The sequence below is a fragment of the Chitinophaga sp. RAB17 genome, from assembly GCF_052114225.1.
Taxonomy (GTDB): domain Bacteria; phylum Bacteroidota; class Bacteroidia; order Chitinophagales; family Chitinophagaceae; genus Chitinophaga.
Genome location: NZ_JBFREI010000013.1, coordinates 189,694 through 206,670, shown reverse-complemented (window position 1 = coordinate 206,670; position 16,977 = coordinate 189,694). Strand labels below are relative to the sequence as shown.

Sequence of the window (16,977 nt, the reverse complement as noted above, 5' to 3'; positions counted from 1 at the left end):
CAAAAATCGCAACATTTCCAGGTAATAATGGGCGTCATTCGTGGCACTTTTTATTTGTAAAAAAAAGTGCCACGATGATGCTTGTAAAATATTTATAATCAACATGTTAATGTCTTTAATATCCTGATTTTGCCCTTCTGTAATCTGAACTTTAAGGTCACTGGATTTTCAGTAACTTTTTTTATTTGTATTGGTTTAGAAAGCAGATTTTTAGTGGTAATTCGGGATCAGGTTGAAAACCTGTGAGATGGTGTAAATTTTAAGTAGAAAGTTTAGTCAATCTAAAGGAAGAATGCTGAGGATCCAGGGTTGCCAGCTGCCCCAAAGCCTGCATCACAAGGGATTTTATCTTCTTTTAAGATATAGTGCATTAAGACCCCCTATCATTATAGTCAACATTGCCTTTTTATTATGTAGACGCTGCCGAGCCTATGCCTGGGACCTGCTTAGTACATATAGTATCATTGCAGTAGAGGTGGACTTGATGTGGACTTGAGGTGGACTTGATGCGGGGATGAGGTCCGGATGTATAAGGTCAGAACTCGCCATAGTAGCGATGCTATGGCGAGCTGTAACAGAAAAAGGAGATACTATTGAAAGAAAGCAGGTTTAAAGGGTTTATTCATCAAAATATCTCCGTGAGGCAAGACCGTTTTTTCGGGAAGGCATCCCTGATTCTTTCTTACCTGACAATTATCCCGGTTATTCCGCCTATTATCTCATTCAGACTTACCGGTTTTTCGTTTTTCCAATAGGTGGCTATGCCATCAAGGTAGCCGGCCACATAAACATCGTTTCCTGATACGGTGATAGCCCTTACTCCAGCCCCTGCAGCTTCGTTTCCATTGGTCAACCGGCCAATTTTTCCATTTTTCCAGTAAACAACGACATTGGCGCCGGCCTGGGTTCTGTCAATCCCGGCCACATATACATCGTTACCGGATACGGCAATCGCATCTGCTCTGCAACCATTCGGAAGTGCGACAGACTCGCCATTTTTCCAATACACCGCAACTTCCTCGCCAGCTGAATTGATTTCAAATCCCGCCACATACACATCATTGCCGGATACGGCAATAGCATGGGCTTCTGCGCTTTTTTTGCCATCTGTCAGCGCTTGCGCTTTCCCGTTCTTCCAGCAGGTGGCAACATATTCTCCCTCATCACTTACCTGGTAACCGGCTATATAAACATCTGTTCCGCTAAGGGCAATAGCATACAATTTATTGTCTTCTCCCAATGAGGTGCCGGCTCCATTTTTCCAATACATAGCCAGTTTTCCATTATTTCCAATCACATGTACATCTGAGCCGGATACACTAATACCCACTGCTTTTGCATACGTTTTCCCGTCAGAGAGAGTGATCGCTTTCGTATTTTTCCAATAGGTGGCAACAGGCTCTCCTGCATCATTATCCTGATAGCCAGCGACATACTCATCATTTCCGGATATTGCAATGGCTGATGCCCCGGCATGTTTTTTTCCATCTGTTAGCTGGATCATCTCTCCATTTTTCCAATAGGTAAGACCTCTTTTACCTGAATAATCATCATATACCAGCAGTAGCGAAGAAGATGACTGGGCTTGAAGAATGGAGCTGGTGACCAATAATAATAACAAGGGACCTGCTAATTGCTTAATCTTTCTGATCATTTTTTATTTTTTGTACGGTTTACATTTTAGGATACCTGGAAAATTGAGTGATCCCGGGTTCTCAAAAATAGGTGGTTGGTATGGGATACCATATTTTCATACACCTACAGATTTACTACAGTAGCCTTGATAGGTGGCTACAAAACGTCTACAGGGTTTATTATCTGTTAATAAATAAATATTAATATATTAAGCTATTTTACTGTGTGATTGTCCCGCCATCTCTGCTTGTTTAAGTCTTTGGTATTCCAACATCTAAACTGCAACAATATTACCGCCATAGGCGTTAGTTTTAGTTTATCATTTAACCCAATTATTTTAACCCAATTATTTAACCCAAAATCTGTACTAGCATGAAACACCCTAATGGATTCTACATTAGCGCGGTACTCTGTATTGCATCTTTAATGATCTTCTTCTCCTCCTGCTCAAAGAATGACAAAGAATTGAAAGACCCGACACCAGCTCCCAATGCAGTAGAAGATATGACAAGTTACCTGGTAAATCAGGGGTTTGACCGACAGCATATTGTCTTTGATAAAGACCGTGTTGTTATAGAAAATGATATTATTATCACCCTTCCTGAACTTAAACAACGTGTTGCAGACTGGAAAAAAGAACAACAGTCTGGTGTTCCTCAAACAGAACAACGGAGAGGCACTTACATTGTAAGTAATGCTTACAATACCAACATTAAGTTTTACATTGACCCTGCAGTACCTGCCAACTGGCAAACAGCCATTCAGGGTGCGGTAAACAACTGGAACGCAGTGAATGGCACCCGTCTCGGTATGTCTATTGTAGCCAGTCAGGCCAATGCAAACACCCGGATTTTTATGGGTTTTGAAAGTGCAAACTGGATAGCCAGGGCTTATCTGCCAGGATCAAATAGTGCACCTGGTGTAAGTGTTGAAATTAATTCCAATTTCAATACGCTTGCCGCCAGTCAGAAGCTGTTTGCTATAACCCATGAATTTGGTCATACAATAGGCTTCCACCACACCAACCAAACCTCTGGTACATTAATACCCGGAACGCCTACCTCAGATCCAAACTCTGTGATGAATTCCACCGTGCTTCCATGGAATGGATTTACAGCTGGAGATGTTCTTGCAACACAGATATTATATCCACAATAAGCAGCAATGTAAACAGGTCTTTAGGGCTGGCTGAAAATATTTTCAGTCAGCCCTTTTTATTATAGTAAAGCCTGCAAGAGTGATTCAACAGCTATCTATTTTAACTTCAAAAAAGAAGGGATATAAATCATTGATCTATATCCCTTCTTTTTAACTGTATCTTAAAGGTGTAAACACATCGTTCACACCAGGTATTATCTTATTTCGCCAATAATGCCTGTCCTTCAAAAACAATCCCTGACCAGCCATGAATCATGAATTGCCTGATATTCTGGTGGTCTGTTCCATCCGGCGTATTTAATACAGATTGATAGTGTTCGGCAAATAAGTAAAGAGTATCTTCCTGGCTCAGGTGATTCAGTTGAGCGAAGGCAAAAACTTTGGCACTGCCCTGATTTTGGGTGGCTTCATTATGCGCCTCTCCATTTTTAAAGGCGGTAGGCTGATGTTGATAGTACGTTTCTATAAATTCAATGACCTCTTTGAACGGCAGTGAATTGTCTTTTAGTTTCTGAATCAGGGTAATTAGCTGTTCTTTCATCCGGCGTATTATGTATTTAAAATGAATGTGAGACTGTGTGAAGCTACTGATGACAACCCCGGCACACCTCATTTAACAGATCAAAAATAGAAATTAAAAGACATAGCTTTTCATTTGGAGATATAGTTATTTAGACAGGCCGGCTTTTACAGCAGGTCTATCTTTTTTATTATTTCTGCCGGAACAATATTTAACAAAGTGCTGTGCTTACCTGTTTAAATATCGAATAATATTGTAGATAGAAAAAGTTTACAAAATGTCTGATCAAAATAAAAACGACAGCTGGTCTGCAAAACAATACACTAAGTTTGAAAATGAACGCAACCGACCTATTGTAGATTTACTGGCGCATATACCTACCACGGAAGTAAAGACGGCAGTGGATATAGGATGTGGTCCGGGTAATTCGACCGAGTTACTTCACCTTCATTTTCCTGCTGCCATTGTTTCGGGAATGGATAGTTCTGAAGATATGATAGCAGCAGCGCGCAAACGAATGCCGGATCTTCGATTTGAGGTAGCAGATATTTCAACCTGGCGAGGTAACGGGCATTACGATGTGATCCTGGCTAATGCCGCTTTGCAGTGGGTACCTGATCATAAAACGCTTTTTCCATCGCTGATTCATCAACTCAATCCGGGTGGAAGTTTAGCGGTGCAGATGCCTGACAATTTTGAAGAACCCGCCCAACAATTAATGCGATCAGTGGCTGCTGAAGGTCCATGGGCTGCAAAGCTGGTGAACGCATCAAAGCGGGTAGCACGTGAAGGGGCCGGCTGGTATTACGAAAACCTGCGTAACCAGGTAAAGACATTAGATATATGGCGCACTATTTATTATCATCCACTTGCCGGCGGTGCGGCGGCCATCGTGGAGTGGTTTAAAGGTACCGGACTTCGCCCGTTCCTGGATCCCCTGAATGAGGAGGAAAGCGCCGCATTTCTGGCCAGATATACCACTGAAATAAGCAAAGCATATCCGGTATATGATAACGGTACCGTGTTATTGCCTTTTCCAAGATTGTTTATTATTGCAACCCGCTAATCGTCACGCGGGCCTTTCACTCCTGAAAATTCTTTTTAAACATCTGAATGAAAACAGTTTATCTTTATAGTACCAACCATTGTGTCTATTTTTTATGTCTCAGTATGATGTATATACAGATGAGCAACTGATATCGCTGCTTGCGCGCAGCGATGAGGCGGCCTTTACTGAAATTTATGATCGCTACTGGAACCGGCTCTATCAATCGGCCTGCCGCAAACAGGCAGACAAAGAGCAGGCAAAAGAAATTGTGCACGATGTGTTCCTGGATATCTGGAAGCGCCGGGAAGGTTTAACCATCAGCCATTTGCCGGCATACCTGGAACAGGCCGTCCGTTTCCGGCTTATTAATTATATCAATCGTAATAAGATCCCCGCTTTTTTCGACTTATTTGAAACGCTTCTTTTTTCTCCCTACGAGGCCGACCAGCTGCTGAAACAAAAGGATTTTATAAAGCTGCTGGAAGGATGGGTGGATACATTGCCGGAAACGCAACGCCGGATCTTTATACAATATTTCCTGAAAGAATTGTCTGTAAAGGAAATTGCGCTGGAAATGAATCTCTCCCCCAAAACAATACAGAATAATTTAAGTCTTTCTCTCCGGCATCTGCGTACCAGGTTTGGTACAATAGCCGTCATCCTGCATCTTTTTATACACTAAAATGAAGCCGAGAAAAAAAATATCTTTTTTTTCCGGGAAGCTGCGCTTTTTTTTGTGACTATATAAAAAAGGCTTTTTATGCAGCTTTCTGACTGGCACCAGAAACATTTGCTATCTATACTCAGGAAATATGAGGCGGGACAGGCGTCCCCGGCTGAAGTATGCTTTATTGAAAGCTATATGGACAGCCTGGATGACCTGAACAAGGAGGCACACAACGCCGGAGAAAGCAGGGAGCTGCAAGAGGAAATAAAAGCGAAGTTGCTGGAGAGCATCCGGCAGCACGATAGAAAAACGAAGGAAGTACCCTTCCGGCGTCCTTTACGGGCGTGGGTAGCCGCTGCTGCCGTTATACTGCTGTTGGGCAGTAGTGGCATGTATTGGTGGCTGCAACGTGCCACAAACGTAGGCGTGCCTGCATTGGCAGCTAAGGACATTGCGCCCGGAAGTAATGGCGCTGTATTGCATCTCTCAGACGGGAGCAGTGTTGTGCTGGACAGTGCGGGTAATGGCACGGTAGCCATACAGGGACAGGTAAAAGTGGTGAAAGAGAATGGGGTGATAAAATACCAGGGCGGCACCAACGAGGTATTGTATAATGAAATTACTACCGATAAAGGCAAACAATGGAGAATGGTGTTGCCGGATGGAAGCGGGGTATGGCTGAACGCAGCCAGCTCTATCCGATACCCGTTGAGTTTTAACGGTAAGGAACGGATCGTGGATATTACCGGCGAAGTATATTTTGAGGTAGTACATAACGAAGCGCAGCCCTTCAAAGTGCGTGTAGGCAAACATGTGATAGAAGATATCGGTACGGCTTTTAACGTCAATGCCTATGCCGATGAACCAGTAATGAAAACAACCCTGATAGAGGGATTGATACGGGTTAACGGAACGCTCATGAAGCCGGGAGAGCAGGCACAGGCCAGCGCGGGGGAAGAATCGGTGAGTGTGAGTAAAGTAGAAAATGCAGCCGATGCGATGGCATGGGTAAACGGGCAGCTTTCCCTGGAAAGCAACAACCTGCAGGCGCTGCTGAGAAAAATTGCACGATGGTATAATGTAGAAATAAAAGTCGAGGGAACATTGCCGGAAACCGGCTTTATCGGTACGATAGACCGGAATGTATATTTATCTGATGTATTAAAAGCATTAACTGTTTATGGCGTTAACGCACGCCTGGAAGGCCGGACATTGATCGTTTCAGCTAAGTAAAAATTTATTCATCAACCAAAAACTCATTTATATGACAACAGGATAGTTGTTGGGCCACCGGTATGCCTGAAAAGAAAAGCCGGAAGTGATTACGACTCACCTCCGGCATAATATTCAGGCTACCTTATCAACCAAATCTGCTTAAAAGACCTCGTTTTAAAGTAACAGCCGAACAAACCAAAATTATGAAACTTATTGTTAATGGGAATGCCCCTGTGGGCAGGGGCGAATTATTGTCTCTTTTAATCTGGAAGATCATGCGACTGACCATATTATTACTCTTCATCGCACTGCATCTGAGCGCTAAAACTTACTCTCAGTATATTACTATCAAACGGGAAAACCTGACTATAAAATATGTTCTTGGTGAAATAAAAAACCAGACAGGTTACTCCTTTATCGCCGATAATACTTTACTGGAGAATAATACAGTACGGCATCTGAGGCTGAAGAATATTACAATGAGAGAGGCGCTGGATGTGTGTTTTAAGGGAACACCTTATACATACAGCATAGAAGATCATCTTATTATTATCCGGCGTATGCCGAATGGTATTTTTCCGTCTCTTCCGCTGCAGGTGCTGGCTGCCAATACCATTCGTGGCCGCATAACAGACGAAAACGAGAAAGCGCTGCCTGGCGTCAGCGTACGCGTAGAAGGGAGAGCCATGGGTACTATCACTAACGAGAACGGTGAGTTTACATTGGTAGGTGTAGCGGAGAACGCCACATTGATCATCGGTAGTGTAGGTTATGAAACAATGAGAATAAAAGCAGATGGGCGAAATTTTCTCACCATTGTATTAAAAACAAAAACCAACCTGCTCGATGCAGTAGCGGTATTGTCTACCGGTTACCAAACCATATCAAAGGAGCGTGCCACCGGTTCATTTGATGTGATCAGTAAATCGCAGCTCGACAAACCGGCTGTTAATATTGCGCAGCGCCTTATTGGTACTACCGCCGGTATGCAGGCCAGGCTGGATGTTGATGGTAATCCTACTTTTGAGATCAGGGGAAAAACCAGTTTATATGCGACTGCAACTCCCCTTGTGGTGGTAGATGGTTTCCCGGTACAGGGCGACTTTAATACGCTCAACCCCGGTGACATAGAAAGTATCACTGTCCTGAAAGATGCGGCTGCTGCATCAATTTGGGGAGCACGATCAGCTAATGGAGTCATTGTTGTTACCACCAAAAAATCTGCACGCGGCGTTCCGCTCCGGGTAGAGTTTTCCGCGTTTACCCGTGTGGGTAGTAAATTTAACCTGGACTATGTAAATCCGCTTGCATCGTCTGCCGAAACAGTGGATTATGAGAAACTGACTTTTAACAGGTGGGGAGCCCAGGTAAATTCCGGTGATCTGACTTCCAACTATGGGAAGCAATGGTCGCAGGCAACAGTAGCCCTGAGCGAAAATTATCTTGGATACCTGTCAAATGCCGACCGCGATGCTGTATTAGAGAAATTAAAAACACAGGATAACCGTTCCCAGATTTCAAAAAACCTGTTGGCTAACCCGTTGGATCAGCAGTATAACCTCACGCTTTACGGTGGCTCACAACGGATGAGTAATGTACTGTCTCTGCTGTTCGGGAAAAAGCAGTCGAATTTTAAAGGAACCAGCGGAAATAATTACCTGTTTAATTACCGCGCCAGTGCCAACGTATTTAAATGGCTGGACTTTAATGCCACGGCCATGGTCCAATACAATGATGCGCGCAGCAATGGCGTATCACTAAGCGACATACAGGGCTTGTCGCCCTACGATATGCTGCTGAATGCAGATGGCTCCTATACCAATATCAGCCAGTATTATTGGCCTATATTAACCCGGTCTGTGCCAATGAATAAATTTCCCTATGCTGACTGGACCTACAATCCCATCCAGGAGGTAGCCAACCGGGATATTAGTACCAAACAGTTAAATGCCCGCATACAGGCAGGGCTTACGTTCAGATTAATGAAGGGGCTTTCGTTCGATAGCAAGATCCAGTATGAGCTGTTTAATACCTTTAACCGCGGACTCTATAATGATCAGACCTTTTATGTAAGAAGCCGGGTGAATACTGCTGCCAGCTGGAATCAGTCAACCGGCGCTATCACCCTGAATCTTCCTAAAGGCAGTATCCTTACGCAAAGCAGGAGTAAGGCGGAATCATATAATTTCCGCAACCAAGTAAACTTCAACCGCAGGTTCGGAAAACAGCATGAAGTAAATGTGATTGCCGGGTCTGAAATCAACAACTTCGTTACACAGACTTTCGGCAACCCTGTAACCTATGGTTATAATGATCAGACACTGACCCTGGGTACATTTCCCAATGGACCCGGAGGCACTTTTTCTCCAATTAAGAACTGGCTGGGTAATAACCAGACATTCTCTTATACCAATACGTTCTCTTATGCAACAGAAAGATACTTTTCTTTCTTCGCCAATGGCGCCTATACTTTCAGGAATAAATACACCGTGTCCGGCAGCTATCGTACAGATGCTTCCAACCTGATCACGGATGATCCGCAGTATCGCTATGCACCTTTCTGGTCGGCTGGCCTGGCATGGCAATTACAAAAGGAACGTTTTATATCGCGTATTTCCTGGATCGATTGGCTGAATGTGCGATTGACTTATGGCTTTAACGGCAACGTTGATAAGTCCACCGCTTTCCGTCCGTTGATTTCCACCACGGCGACTCCGGATATTTATACACAGGATTTTAAAGCATCTGTTTCCAGCTATGGCAATCCTACGCTGCGCTGGGAAAAAACAGGCACCTGGAACCTGGGGGTAGACTATGCGCTTTTCCGCGACAAGCTTCGGGGTAAAGTAGATGTTTACAATAAAAGGGGAAGAGATCTTATCGCCGTATTGTCTATCCCTGCTGTAAACGGTACCACTTCCCAGAAATTAAATAACGCAGAGATGAGCAACCGGGGGATAGAAATAACCGCCGGTACCACCATACGTATTAAACGTAATGATATTGTATGGAGGGGAGATGTGAACTTTGCCTATAATAAAAATAAGATCACCAAACTGTTTGTTGCCAACTATGCAGCGTCTACATTGTATTCCGGCGGAAGCGGCGCCTATGTGGAGGGTAAGGATGCCAATACGCTCTGGAGTTTTCAATATGCGGGCGTGTATGACAAACAACCTTATGTAAAAGGTGCAGGGAAGGACAATTATAATTTTACAGGATGGACGCCGGGAGATGGCCGGGATTATATGCAGGATATGGGAACACTGGTAGCGCCTTATACACTGGGCATGGTGAACTCATTTAAGCTATACGACTTTGATGTGTCGTTTATCATTACCGGTAAATTCGGTCATGTGTTTAACCGCATGTCGTTCAACTATCCGGTACTATGGGGTTCCAGGGTATTGCCCAATAATAAACTGGGTGAAGTGATGAAGGGAGATCCGATGAAGATAGTACCACTGCCCATGAATGATGATGAGCCTAAATTTTATTTCTGGGACCGTTTTTATCCTTACATGAATTACCTGGCAGAAAACGCCTCGCATATCCGTATGCAGGAAGTGAATATTACTTACCACCTGAAAAACAGGGTAGCATCAGCTATGCATATTGCAGGGCTGCAGTTATATGCACAGGGTAATGATCTTTTTACGATTCTGGCCAACCATTCCGGAGAAGATCCGGAGTACCCGCTGGGCACCATGAAACCCCAGCCCAAGTTTACGTTCGGACTTAAATTAACGCTTTAAATCTGCCATTATGTTTATCAATACAATATACCGCTTGTTGCCGGGCATGGCCATGCTTACTTTATTTGCTTCCTGTGATAAATATCTGAATGAGCCACCCAATAAAACATCCTCGCTGGTGGTTACCACTACAGCACAGCTAAATGCCTTGTTGAATAATTATGGCACCTTTTACCTGGAAGGAAACAGGACAGCTATTTATAGTACTGATGATGCAGACCTTCCACTGGATTTATATAATGCGCGTCCTTCCACATTTTCCATGGCACAGGTAGAGTTTACGCTCTGGGATATTAATAACCTGCCGGACGATGGCAGAGAATCATTCTGGAGTGGTGAATACAAGAAAATCTTTAACGCTAATATGGCCCTTTCGTATGCGGACAAAGTAAGCGGTACTGATGAAGAGAAAGCAATTATAAAAGCGGATGCGCATTTCATAAGGGCATACAGCTATTGGGTGCTTGCCAACACTTATTGTGTGCCGTATACAGATGCCAATAAGCAGGAAACCGGCTTGCCTATAAAGTTAGGTACTGGTTTTGAAGAGCCGGTGGTACGCCAGCCATTGGGGAAAGTATATGAACTGATTGAATCAGACCTGACAGAAGCATTGAAAACGCCTGTTTCCCTGGTGCAAGGTGGAATACCCCGTCACTGGCGGGCCAACAAGGCGGGGGTGAATGGCTTCGCTGCTCGTTATTATTTAAACCGGAATAATTACGCGGAAGCACTGAAGTATGCGAATGCAGCATTAGCAGAATACAACCGCCTGGTAGATTATAACACGGAAATGAAATATGGCATTGACGGTAATATAACGATCAATGCCGGTACCCCTAATGCGCAAACGGTCACCATTAAATACCCCTATACGCACAACAACCAGTCTGATATGACCGACATGATAGGCTGGAAAGAATTCCTGTATTTCAGGATGCTGAATCATGAGTCGTGGTGGTATATACCCAGTAAAGCATTACTGGACCTGTACGATCGTGATCATGACCTGCGTTATGAATATCATATCGTTGAAAATTATTCTTACGACCGTGGCTTAATCAAGCCTGCATATAGTTACCCAGGATACATTTTCTTCTTTAAAGACAGAATTCCTTCTGGCCCTACCGTTGCAGAAATGCTGCTGATCAAAGCAGAGTGCCTGGCACGAACCGGAAGCATCAGTGAAGCCGTGACTGCTGTAAATACTCTACGGGCGAAACGCATGAAACCCGGTCCATGGGTAGATCTTGTTGCTGCCGGTAAAGATGCTGCCATAAAATTGGTCCTGGAAGAACGCAGGCGTGAAATGCCTTTCACACAACGTTGGTTTGACATCAGGCGGTTTAATAACAATGATGACCCCAACGATGATGTAGTACTCAGCAGAACTTTTTATCCTTACAATAATGCACAGGTATCTGTGGGAGAGCCTACGCAGATATATACGCTGCCTAAAAACGGGCGACGTTTTGCGGCACCGCTTCCCCGCACAGAAATCATTTCGAGTAACGGTTTAATTGAACAGAACAAATACTAAAAACGCTTCTATATGATTTGTAAAAAAATAATGAATGCCGGTATTGCCTTGCTGCTTGCGGGTCTCCCGGCCATACCTGTTGCAGCACAACAAAGTACAGGAGACATCAACGAATTAAAGGCCTTGATAACAAAGTATCCGGATAGCCTGGGGGCGCATCATGATTACATTAAAGCATTCCGTAAAAGTATTCCTAATGCCTCTTTCCGCAATGGAGATTCGGTGATATCATTACTGAAAGGACAGTATGCTCAGTGGGCAAAACAATTCCCAACATCAGCTACCATACCTTTTGCCATAGGGGAGGCGTTTGCTGATGCAGAAAGCCCTAAGGCAAAACCGTATCTGCTAAAGGCAGTAAACCTGGACCCCAGGCTGGCCCAGGCCTGGAGAGACTTGTCTATTGATGCAGACCGATGGGGCGATCAGAATGGAGCAAGGGAATACATGGGGAAAGCGTCAGCAGCAGATCCCTCAGATCCCAGCTATGCATTTTATTATGCCATGGATTTTGAGCAGGTGGATGGCAAAAAATGGCGGGCTATGTTGTATGACCTGGCCAAAAAGTTTCCGCAAAATGAACGCGGCGCCCAGGGCTTATACTGGCTGGGTGCCAGGAGCAACGACACCACAGAAAAAGTAAAAGTATATGAGCAGTTGCGTGCTTTGTATCCGCCCGCGAAATTCAGCTGGTCATCCGGCGGCATGGATGATCTGTTTAGTATTTACCTGAAAACAGCTCCTGAAAAAGCAGCAGCACTGGCCACTTCTCTGAAAGACCAGGAGGGTTGGGGCGCCAAAGATACATTGGCAGGAAAGATCATTACAGTGAATACCTATCTGCAGCAGCGGAAATTCCAGGAAGCTACTGATCTGCTGGCAAGCATAAAGCTGCCGCGTTACACAAGATTAAAGGCCTTCATAGCCTTACTGAAAGCCAGGGCCACACATGGAGCAGGTAATACCAATGAAGCTTATAATGGACTTGCCGCGATTTATGCGAAGGACCCAACTGATGATATCTGGAAGGAACTGGAAGTGTACGGAAAAGCGCAGGGAAAGAATCCCCAGGAGATGGAAAACGATATCTGGCAGATACGGCAGCAAACGGTGAAACCTGCTCCTCCTTTCAATCTCGGGTTGTATACCTCCTCAGGAACTGCTTCCCTGGAAGATTATAAGGGGAAAGTGGTATTGCTCACCTTCTGGTTTCCCGGTTGTGGCCCCTGCCGCGGCGAGTTCCCACATTTCCAAAGTGTGATGGACAAATTTAAAGGGCAGGAAGTAGCTTATGTAGGCATTAATGTTTCTCCGGACCAGGACGAATATGTATTACCATTTATGAAAGGAACAGGTTATTCCTTTACTCCGCTACGTGCTACCGATGAATGGGCGGCCAGGGTATATAAAGTACGTGGAGAGCCTACCAATTTCCTGATCGATCAGAAAGGGCAGCTGGTGTTTACAGATTTCCGGATAGATGGAAGTAATGAACGGACACTGGAACTGATGATAGGGTCGGTGTTGAAAAAAAACTAAATTTTTAAAGTCTCTGATAGCGAATATTCACAGCTAGATAGTTTGAATGGTGCTTCATTCGGGCAGCAGAAAAATATTTGCTATTGCATCTCCAAACAACGGAATACACTGGTTAACGGCTGGGTATTCCGTTGTTCATGCACGTTTATTATAGCCGATACCAATATAGAAAGATTGAAGAATTGTAAGCAGGGATATTTTGTGGAATAATAGCATCGCAGTGTTTAAAAAAGTTGTACAGAATAAATTAAATATGATATATTTGGCCGCCACTTAATGGGCAAATACCTATAAAAAATTACCTATACTATGAAAGCATCCGAGCGGGTGAATATGCCATCTCTTCAAACTTTTTTTTCTTTTCACCAGAAGATAACTTTATCTCTTTAGATGATCCGATGTGCAAAATGTTTTGAATGCAATTGTCTATATCCTTACTGATAAAGGATTAACGACTTGCCAAGCAACTTAAGTTAACCTTTGGATCCCTTTTGAAAAGAATTGCTGCTATATTAACTATCGTATTTTTAATGCTCGCCTGTGAAAGTAAGGCGCAGATTCACCTGCCCGGCATTAGCGGAAGGGAATCAGATACCAGTTTCTTTTATATTCATAGGGGTTGCAAAATGAAGTTACCTGTACTGGTAGTATTATATGAGGCACCGCGTGGAGATACTCGTTACCAGGCGATCCGCCGTAAGCATATTGACATCGAACCCGTTGTTGAAAGTCACAAGCCTTTTTTAGTGGTGCATGGAAATGTTACCTATGATGGTTACTACCAGTCTAATTCGGATACTCCTTACCTGGAGCGGGATATTCAACAACATACGTTACAAACAACACTGGATATAACAGTGAAGGATCAGTATCCTTTACATTTTTCATTTAGTACAAGTAAAAGCAATTCCCAGTTGTTTCGCAATATTACCGGCATCAATTTTCAATATAGCAATCAGGATTTTAAAAACATGTTACTGGCCAAAGCAAAAGGCTGGGATGCAGGAAAGTTAAAGCAGAAGTTAGCATTGGAGCAGATGAAGACCAGGTTGGATAACGATTGGAATGAACTGAGCCAATTGAAGTCCTGGTTTACGGCCCCCGGACAACTACAGAAGATGGCGGAATCCAAAGAAAGAGAGTACCGGTTGAAGATCCAGGATTCGCTGATGCAGTTGGCCGCGCGTGTAAAGCGACCTTTACTTGATAGCTTGGGAGGTGTGCCGGAAGTAAAACTTTCCCGCAAGGATAGTTTGTTAGTGAAATTCCAGCACGAGTATGAAGAGAAAAAGATGCTGTTTGATTCCTTACAACAGCTATATGCCAAAAATGAGCGGTTGTTTCATCAGAAAGAGAAAGTCTATAGTGCCCGGAAAGGTAGTTTGATGGATGCGTTGCAGCATAGCCGGGATGATCAGGAAATGATCAATAACCTGGAAGCCTTAAATCTGCCGGATTCACTGTTACCCAAGGGATATAAGATGTTGTTGGCCGTTAAGTCTTTCGGGTTGGGACGCACCATGGTAGATTATTCCGAGCTGACGGCAAAAAATATCAGTATTATGGGGGTGCAGGCGGAGTTAAACCCTTCCTGGTATGTGGCCTTTGCAACAGGTATGGTAGATTACCGTTTCCGAGATTTTATTGTGAATGATAATCGTGTACGGCAATATCTCAACATGATAAGGGTGGGAGCTGGCAGGAAAGAAGGAAATCATCTGATCCTTTCTTACTATACAGGGAAAAAACAGGTATATAATTTCAATACTAATCCTCCTGCAGGAGGTATTGTGGAAACGCCGGACTACAAGATTATGGGATTGTCGCTGGAAGGCCGTTGGCAAGTTGATAGAAACAATTATGTAATAGGAGAGGTTGCCAAATCATCTCTTCCCTTTTATGCCAGAAGTGCATCGCATCAGGGCCTGGGAAGTAGTATGACCACCTTCAGTGATCATAGTAATGAGGCCTATGCCTTGAGTGCTTTTTCATATTTACCGTTAACGGCTACACGTATTAATGGGATGTATAAAAGAATGGGCGCTAACTTTCAGTCGTTCAGTTTGTATGCTTCCGGTTCCGCGCAGGATGCATGGATGGTGCAGGTGTCACAGCCTTTTTTCCGGCAACAGCTTACACTGACAGGAAGCGTAAGACAGAATGTATACACCAGTGTTTTTGAGAATTCCAGTTATAGAAGTAATACCATCTTTAAAAGTATACAGGCCACTTYCCGGCGCAAAAAATGGCCGGTGTTGTCACTTGGATACTTCCCGTCATCTCAGTTAATGAAGCTGAGTGACGATAAGTTTATGGAGAACCTTTACTATACATTGGTAGCAACGGGTAGTTATTATTACCAGTTGAGAGGGATTACAATGAATACCATTTTCTCCGGAACTAAATTTTACAATCATCAGTCAGACAGCAACTTTGTGTACTTCAACAGTACAAATCTGTTGCTGAATCAGACTGTTTTCCTGGGAAAGTTTACACTTAATGGCGGCGCTTCCACGGCTACCAGTACCGAGTATGCTGTATATGGCGCAGATGGAAGCGTGCAATACCGGCCACTGAGATGGCTGGAGCTGGGAGCAGGATTAAAGTATAATTACCAGACTGTGTACGAAATAAAACAGGTAGGATATCTGGCAAATGCCAGGATAAGTATCCGCAAATTCGGAGAAGTGTCGGTGTCGGGAGATAAGGGATTTGTGCCGGGTGTAAACCGGCGACTGGTACCAAATAAAACAGGAAGATTAACCTATACCAAAATATTTTAAGTATTGACTATGAAGAAACTCCTATACCTCTTGTTGCTGCTGTGCTGTTTTCGTGCAGGCGCTCAGGTTAGTATGACCGCACAGTTACCTCCGGCTGGCGTGTTGTTGAAGGCACAGCTATGGAATATAGTACTGGTATCAGCTTCTAATGCTACGGTTAACGTAAGGATCACCATGCGTTTAACAGATGCGCGCACCAATCAACCTGTGCTCACCGGCATTACCCGCAGCCTTGTAATGAGTAAAGGTGCCAGGCAGCTACAGGCGGCAGATTTTATGCCGATACAATATGAATACCTGGCTGCATCGGTAGATCGCAGCGTGAATGGACTACTGCCTGCGGGCAACTATCTCGCCTGTTACAGTCTTATTGTGGAAGGCGATAAATCCGGGTACCAACCAGGCGAAGATTGTATTCCTTTTACTGTAGAACCGGTGAGTCCGCCGCTATTAATTATGCCCGCTAACAAAAGTGAGTCGCTCTCCCTATTACCACAATTTACCTGGCTTCCACCTGCGCCGGTGAATATGTTCAATGATCTGAAATACGAGATGATACTTACAGAAGTACACTCTAACCAATCACCTGAGGAAGCAATACAACAGAACATACCGGTATTGCGGGTGCCGGGACTGCGTAACAATTTTGTCAACTATCCTTCTGGCGCCACAGCACTGGATACCGCTAACACTTATGCATGGTCGGTGATAGCGCGTAATGGTAATTTATTCGCTGCTCAAACGGAAACCTGGACTTTCCGRGTAAAAGGTATTGTGAAAATGATGGATAATGCAGACGGTGGATTTGTGCAGTTAAGAAGGGAGTTGGATGGGTCTATCATCCGGTGTGGAGAGGAAATGCAGATGAGTTATAATAATGAAACAGGAGATACCACCGCGCATTATGAGCTGCTGTTGCTGGATAATACCAATAGAACGGTGTATGCAGGCACTGTACCGTTGAAGCGCGGCGCCAACCACATCAGTATACCATTGGGAAGGAAGCGTGGACTGGACAGCGATAAAGTATATCTGTTCCGCTTACTGAATACCAGGCATGAATACTGGCAGATGAAATTTATTTATGTGAGAGACAGGAATAGCCTGTAAAAGAAAC

At 44.1% G+C, this 16,977-nt stretch carries 11 protein-coding genes; 9 read left to right on the top strand and 2 right to left on the bottom strand.

The window, feature by feature from the left end; all coding sequences use genetic code 11:
• Positions 1–682: 682 nt before the first annotated feature.
• Positions 683–1,654, bottom strand: a complete 972-nt coding sequence (locus tag AB4Z08_RS30690; protein WP_441577615.1) for a hypothetical protein — start codon at positions 1,652–1,654, stop codon at positions 683–685.
• Between the two features lie 353 nt (positions 1,655–2,007).
• On the opposite strand from AB4Z08_RS30690, the gene AB4Z08_RS30685 reads away from it, so the two are divergent.
• On the top strand, positions 2,008–2,793 hold the full coding sequence (locus tag AB4Z08_RS30685) for a M57 family metalloprotease (RefSeq protein WP_441577614.1): 786 nt from the start codon (positions 2,008–2,010) through the stop codon (positions 2,791–2,793).
• Positions 2,794–2,992: 199 nt separating this feature from the next.
• Here the strand turns inward: AB4Z08_RS30685 and AB4Z08_RS30680 are convergent, their stop codons facing one another.
• A complete protein-coding gene (locus AB4Z08_RS30680) occupies positions 2,993–3,334 on the bottom strand; it encodes a HopJ type III effector protein (RefSeq protein WP_441577613.1) in 342 nt (113 codons plus the stop codon).
• A gap of 256 nt (positions 3,335–3,590) precedes the next feature.
• Here AB4Z08_RS30680 and tam point away from each other — a divergent pair, with 256 nt between their 5' ends.
• From tam to AB4Z08_RS30640, 8 genes are all read left to right on the top strand, one after another.
• Entirely contained in the window at positions 3,591–4,379 is a 789-nt protein-coding gene (tam, locus tag AB4Z08_RS30675) for a trans-aconitate 2-methyltransferase (protein ID WP_441577612.1), read from the top strand.
• 94 nt (positions 4,380–4,473) lie between these two features.
• Positions 4,474–5,043, top strand: coding sequence for an RNA polymerase sigma factor (locus tag AB4Z08_RS30670; RefSeq protein ID WP_441577611.1), 570 nt, complete (start codon positions 4,474–4,476; stop codon positions 5,041–5,043).
• 78 nt (positions 5,044–5,121) lie between these two features.
• Entirely contained in the window at positions 5,122–6,261 is a 1,140-nt protein-coding gene (locus AB4Z08_RS30665; protein ID WP_441577610.1) for a FecR family protein, read from the top strand.
• Positions 6,262–6,446: 185 nt separating this feature from the next.
• Positions 6,447–9,998 carry a SusC/RagA family TonB-linked outer membrane protein gene (locus AB4Z08_RS30660; RefSeq protein WP_441577609.1) on the top strand — a complete coding sequence of 1,184 codons (3,552 nt, stop codon included), beginning with the start codon at positions 6,447–6,449 and terminating at the stop codon, positions 9,996–9,998.
• 10 nt (positions 9,999–10,008) lie between these two features.
• Positions 10,009–11,538, top strand: a complete 1,530-nt coding sequence (locus AB4Z08_RS30655) for a RagB/SusD family nutrient uptake outer membrane protein (protein ID WP_441577608.1) — start codon at positions 10,009–10,011, stop codon at positions 11,536–11,538.
• Positions 11,539–11,550: 12 nt separating this feature from the next.
• A complete protein-coding gene (locus tag AB4Z08_RS30650) occupies positions 11,551–13,077 on the top strand; it encodes a redoxin domain-containing protein (protein WP_441577607.1) in 1,527 nt (508 codons plus the stop codon).
• A 491-nt stretch (positions 13,078–13,568) separates the two neighbouring features.
• Positions 13,569–15,860 carry a hypothetical protein gene (locus AB4Z08_RS30645; RefSeq protein WP_441577606.1) on the top strand — a complete coding sequence of 764 codons (2,292 nt, stop codon included), beginning with the start codon at positions 13,569–13,571 and terminating at the stop codon, positions 15,858–15,860.
• Positions 15,861–15,869: 9 nt separating this feature from the next.
• On the top strand, positions 15,870–16,970 hold the full coding sequence (locus AB4Z08_RS30640) for a hypothetical protein (RefSeq protein ID WP_441577605.1): 1,101 nt from the start codon (positions 15,870–15,872) through the stop codon (positions 16,968–16,970).
• Positions 16,971–16,977: the final 7 nt, after the last annotated feature.

Excerpts from the sequence above, each read along its gene's own strand:
- AB4Z08_RS30690 (WP_441577615.1), bottom strand. The coding sequence starts at position 1,654 with ATGATCAGAAAGATTAAGCAATTAGCAGGTCCCTTGTTATTATTATTG.
- AB4Z08_RS30685 (WP_441577614.1), top strand. The coding sequence starts at position 2,008 with ATGAAACACCCTAATGGATTCTACATTAGCGCGGTACTCTGTATTGCA.
- AB4Z08_RS30680 (WP_441577613.1), bottom strand. The coding sequence starts at position 3,334 with ATGAAAGAACAGCTAATTACCCTGATTCAGAAACTAAAAGACAATTCA.
- tam (WP_441577612.1), top strand. The coding sequence starts at position 3,591 with ATGTCTGATCAAAATAAAAACGACAGCTGGTCTGCAAAACAATACACT.
- AB4Z08_RS30670 (WP_441577611.1), top strand. The coding sequence starts at position 4,474 with ATGTCTCAGTATGATGTATATACAGATGAGCAACTGATATCGCTGCTT.
- AB4Z08_RS30665 (WP_441577610.1), top strand. The coding sequence starts at position 5,122 with ATGCAGCTTTCTGACTGGCACCAGAAACATTTGCTATCTATACTCAGG.
- AB4Z08_RS30660 (WP_441577609.1), top strand. The coding sequence starts at position 6,447 with ATGAAACTTATTGTTAATGGGAATGCCCCTGTGGGCAGGGGCGAATTA.
- AB4Z08_RS30655 (WP_441577608.1), top strand. The coding sequence starts at position 10,009 with ATGTTTATCAATACAATATACCGCTTGTTGCCGGGCATGGCCATGCTT.
- AB4Z08_RS30650 (WP_441577607.1), top strand. The coding sequence starts at position 11,551 with ATGATTTGTAAAAAAATAATGAATGCCGGTATTGCCTTGCTGCTTGCG.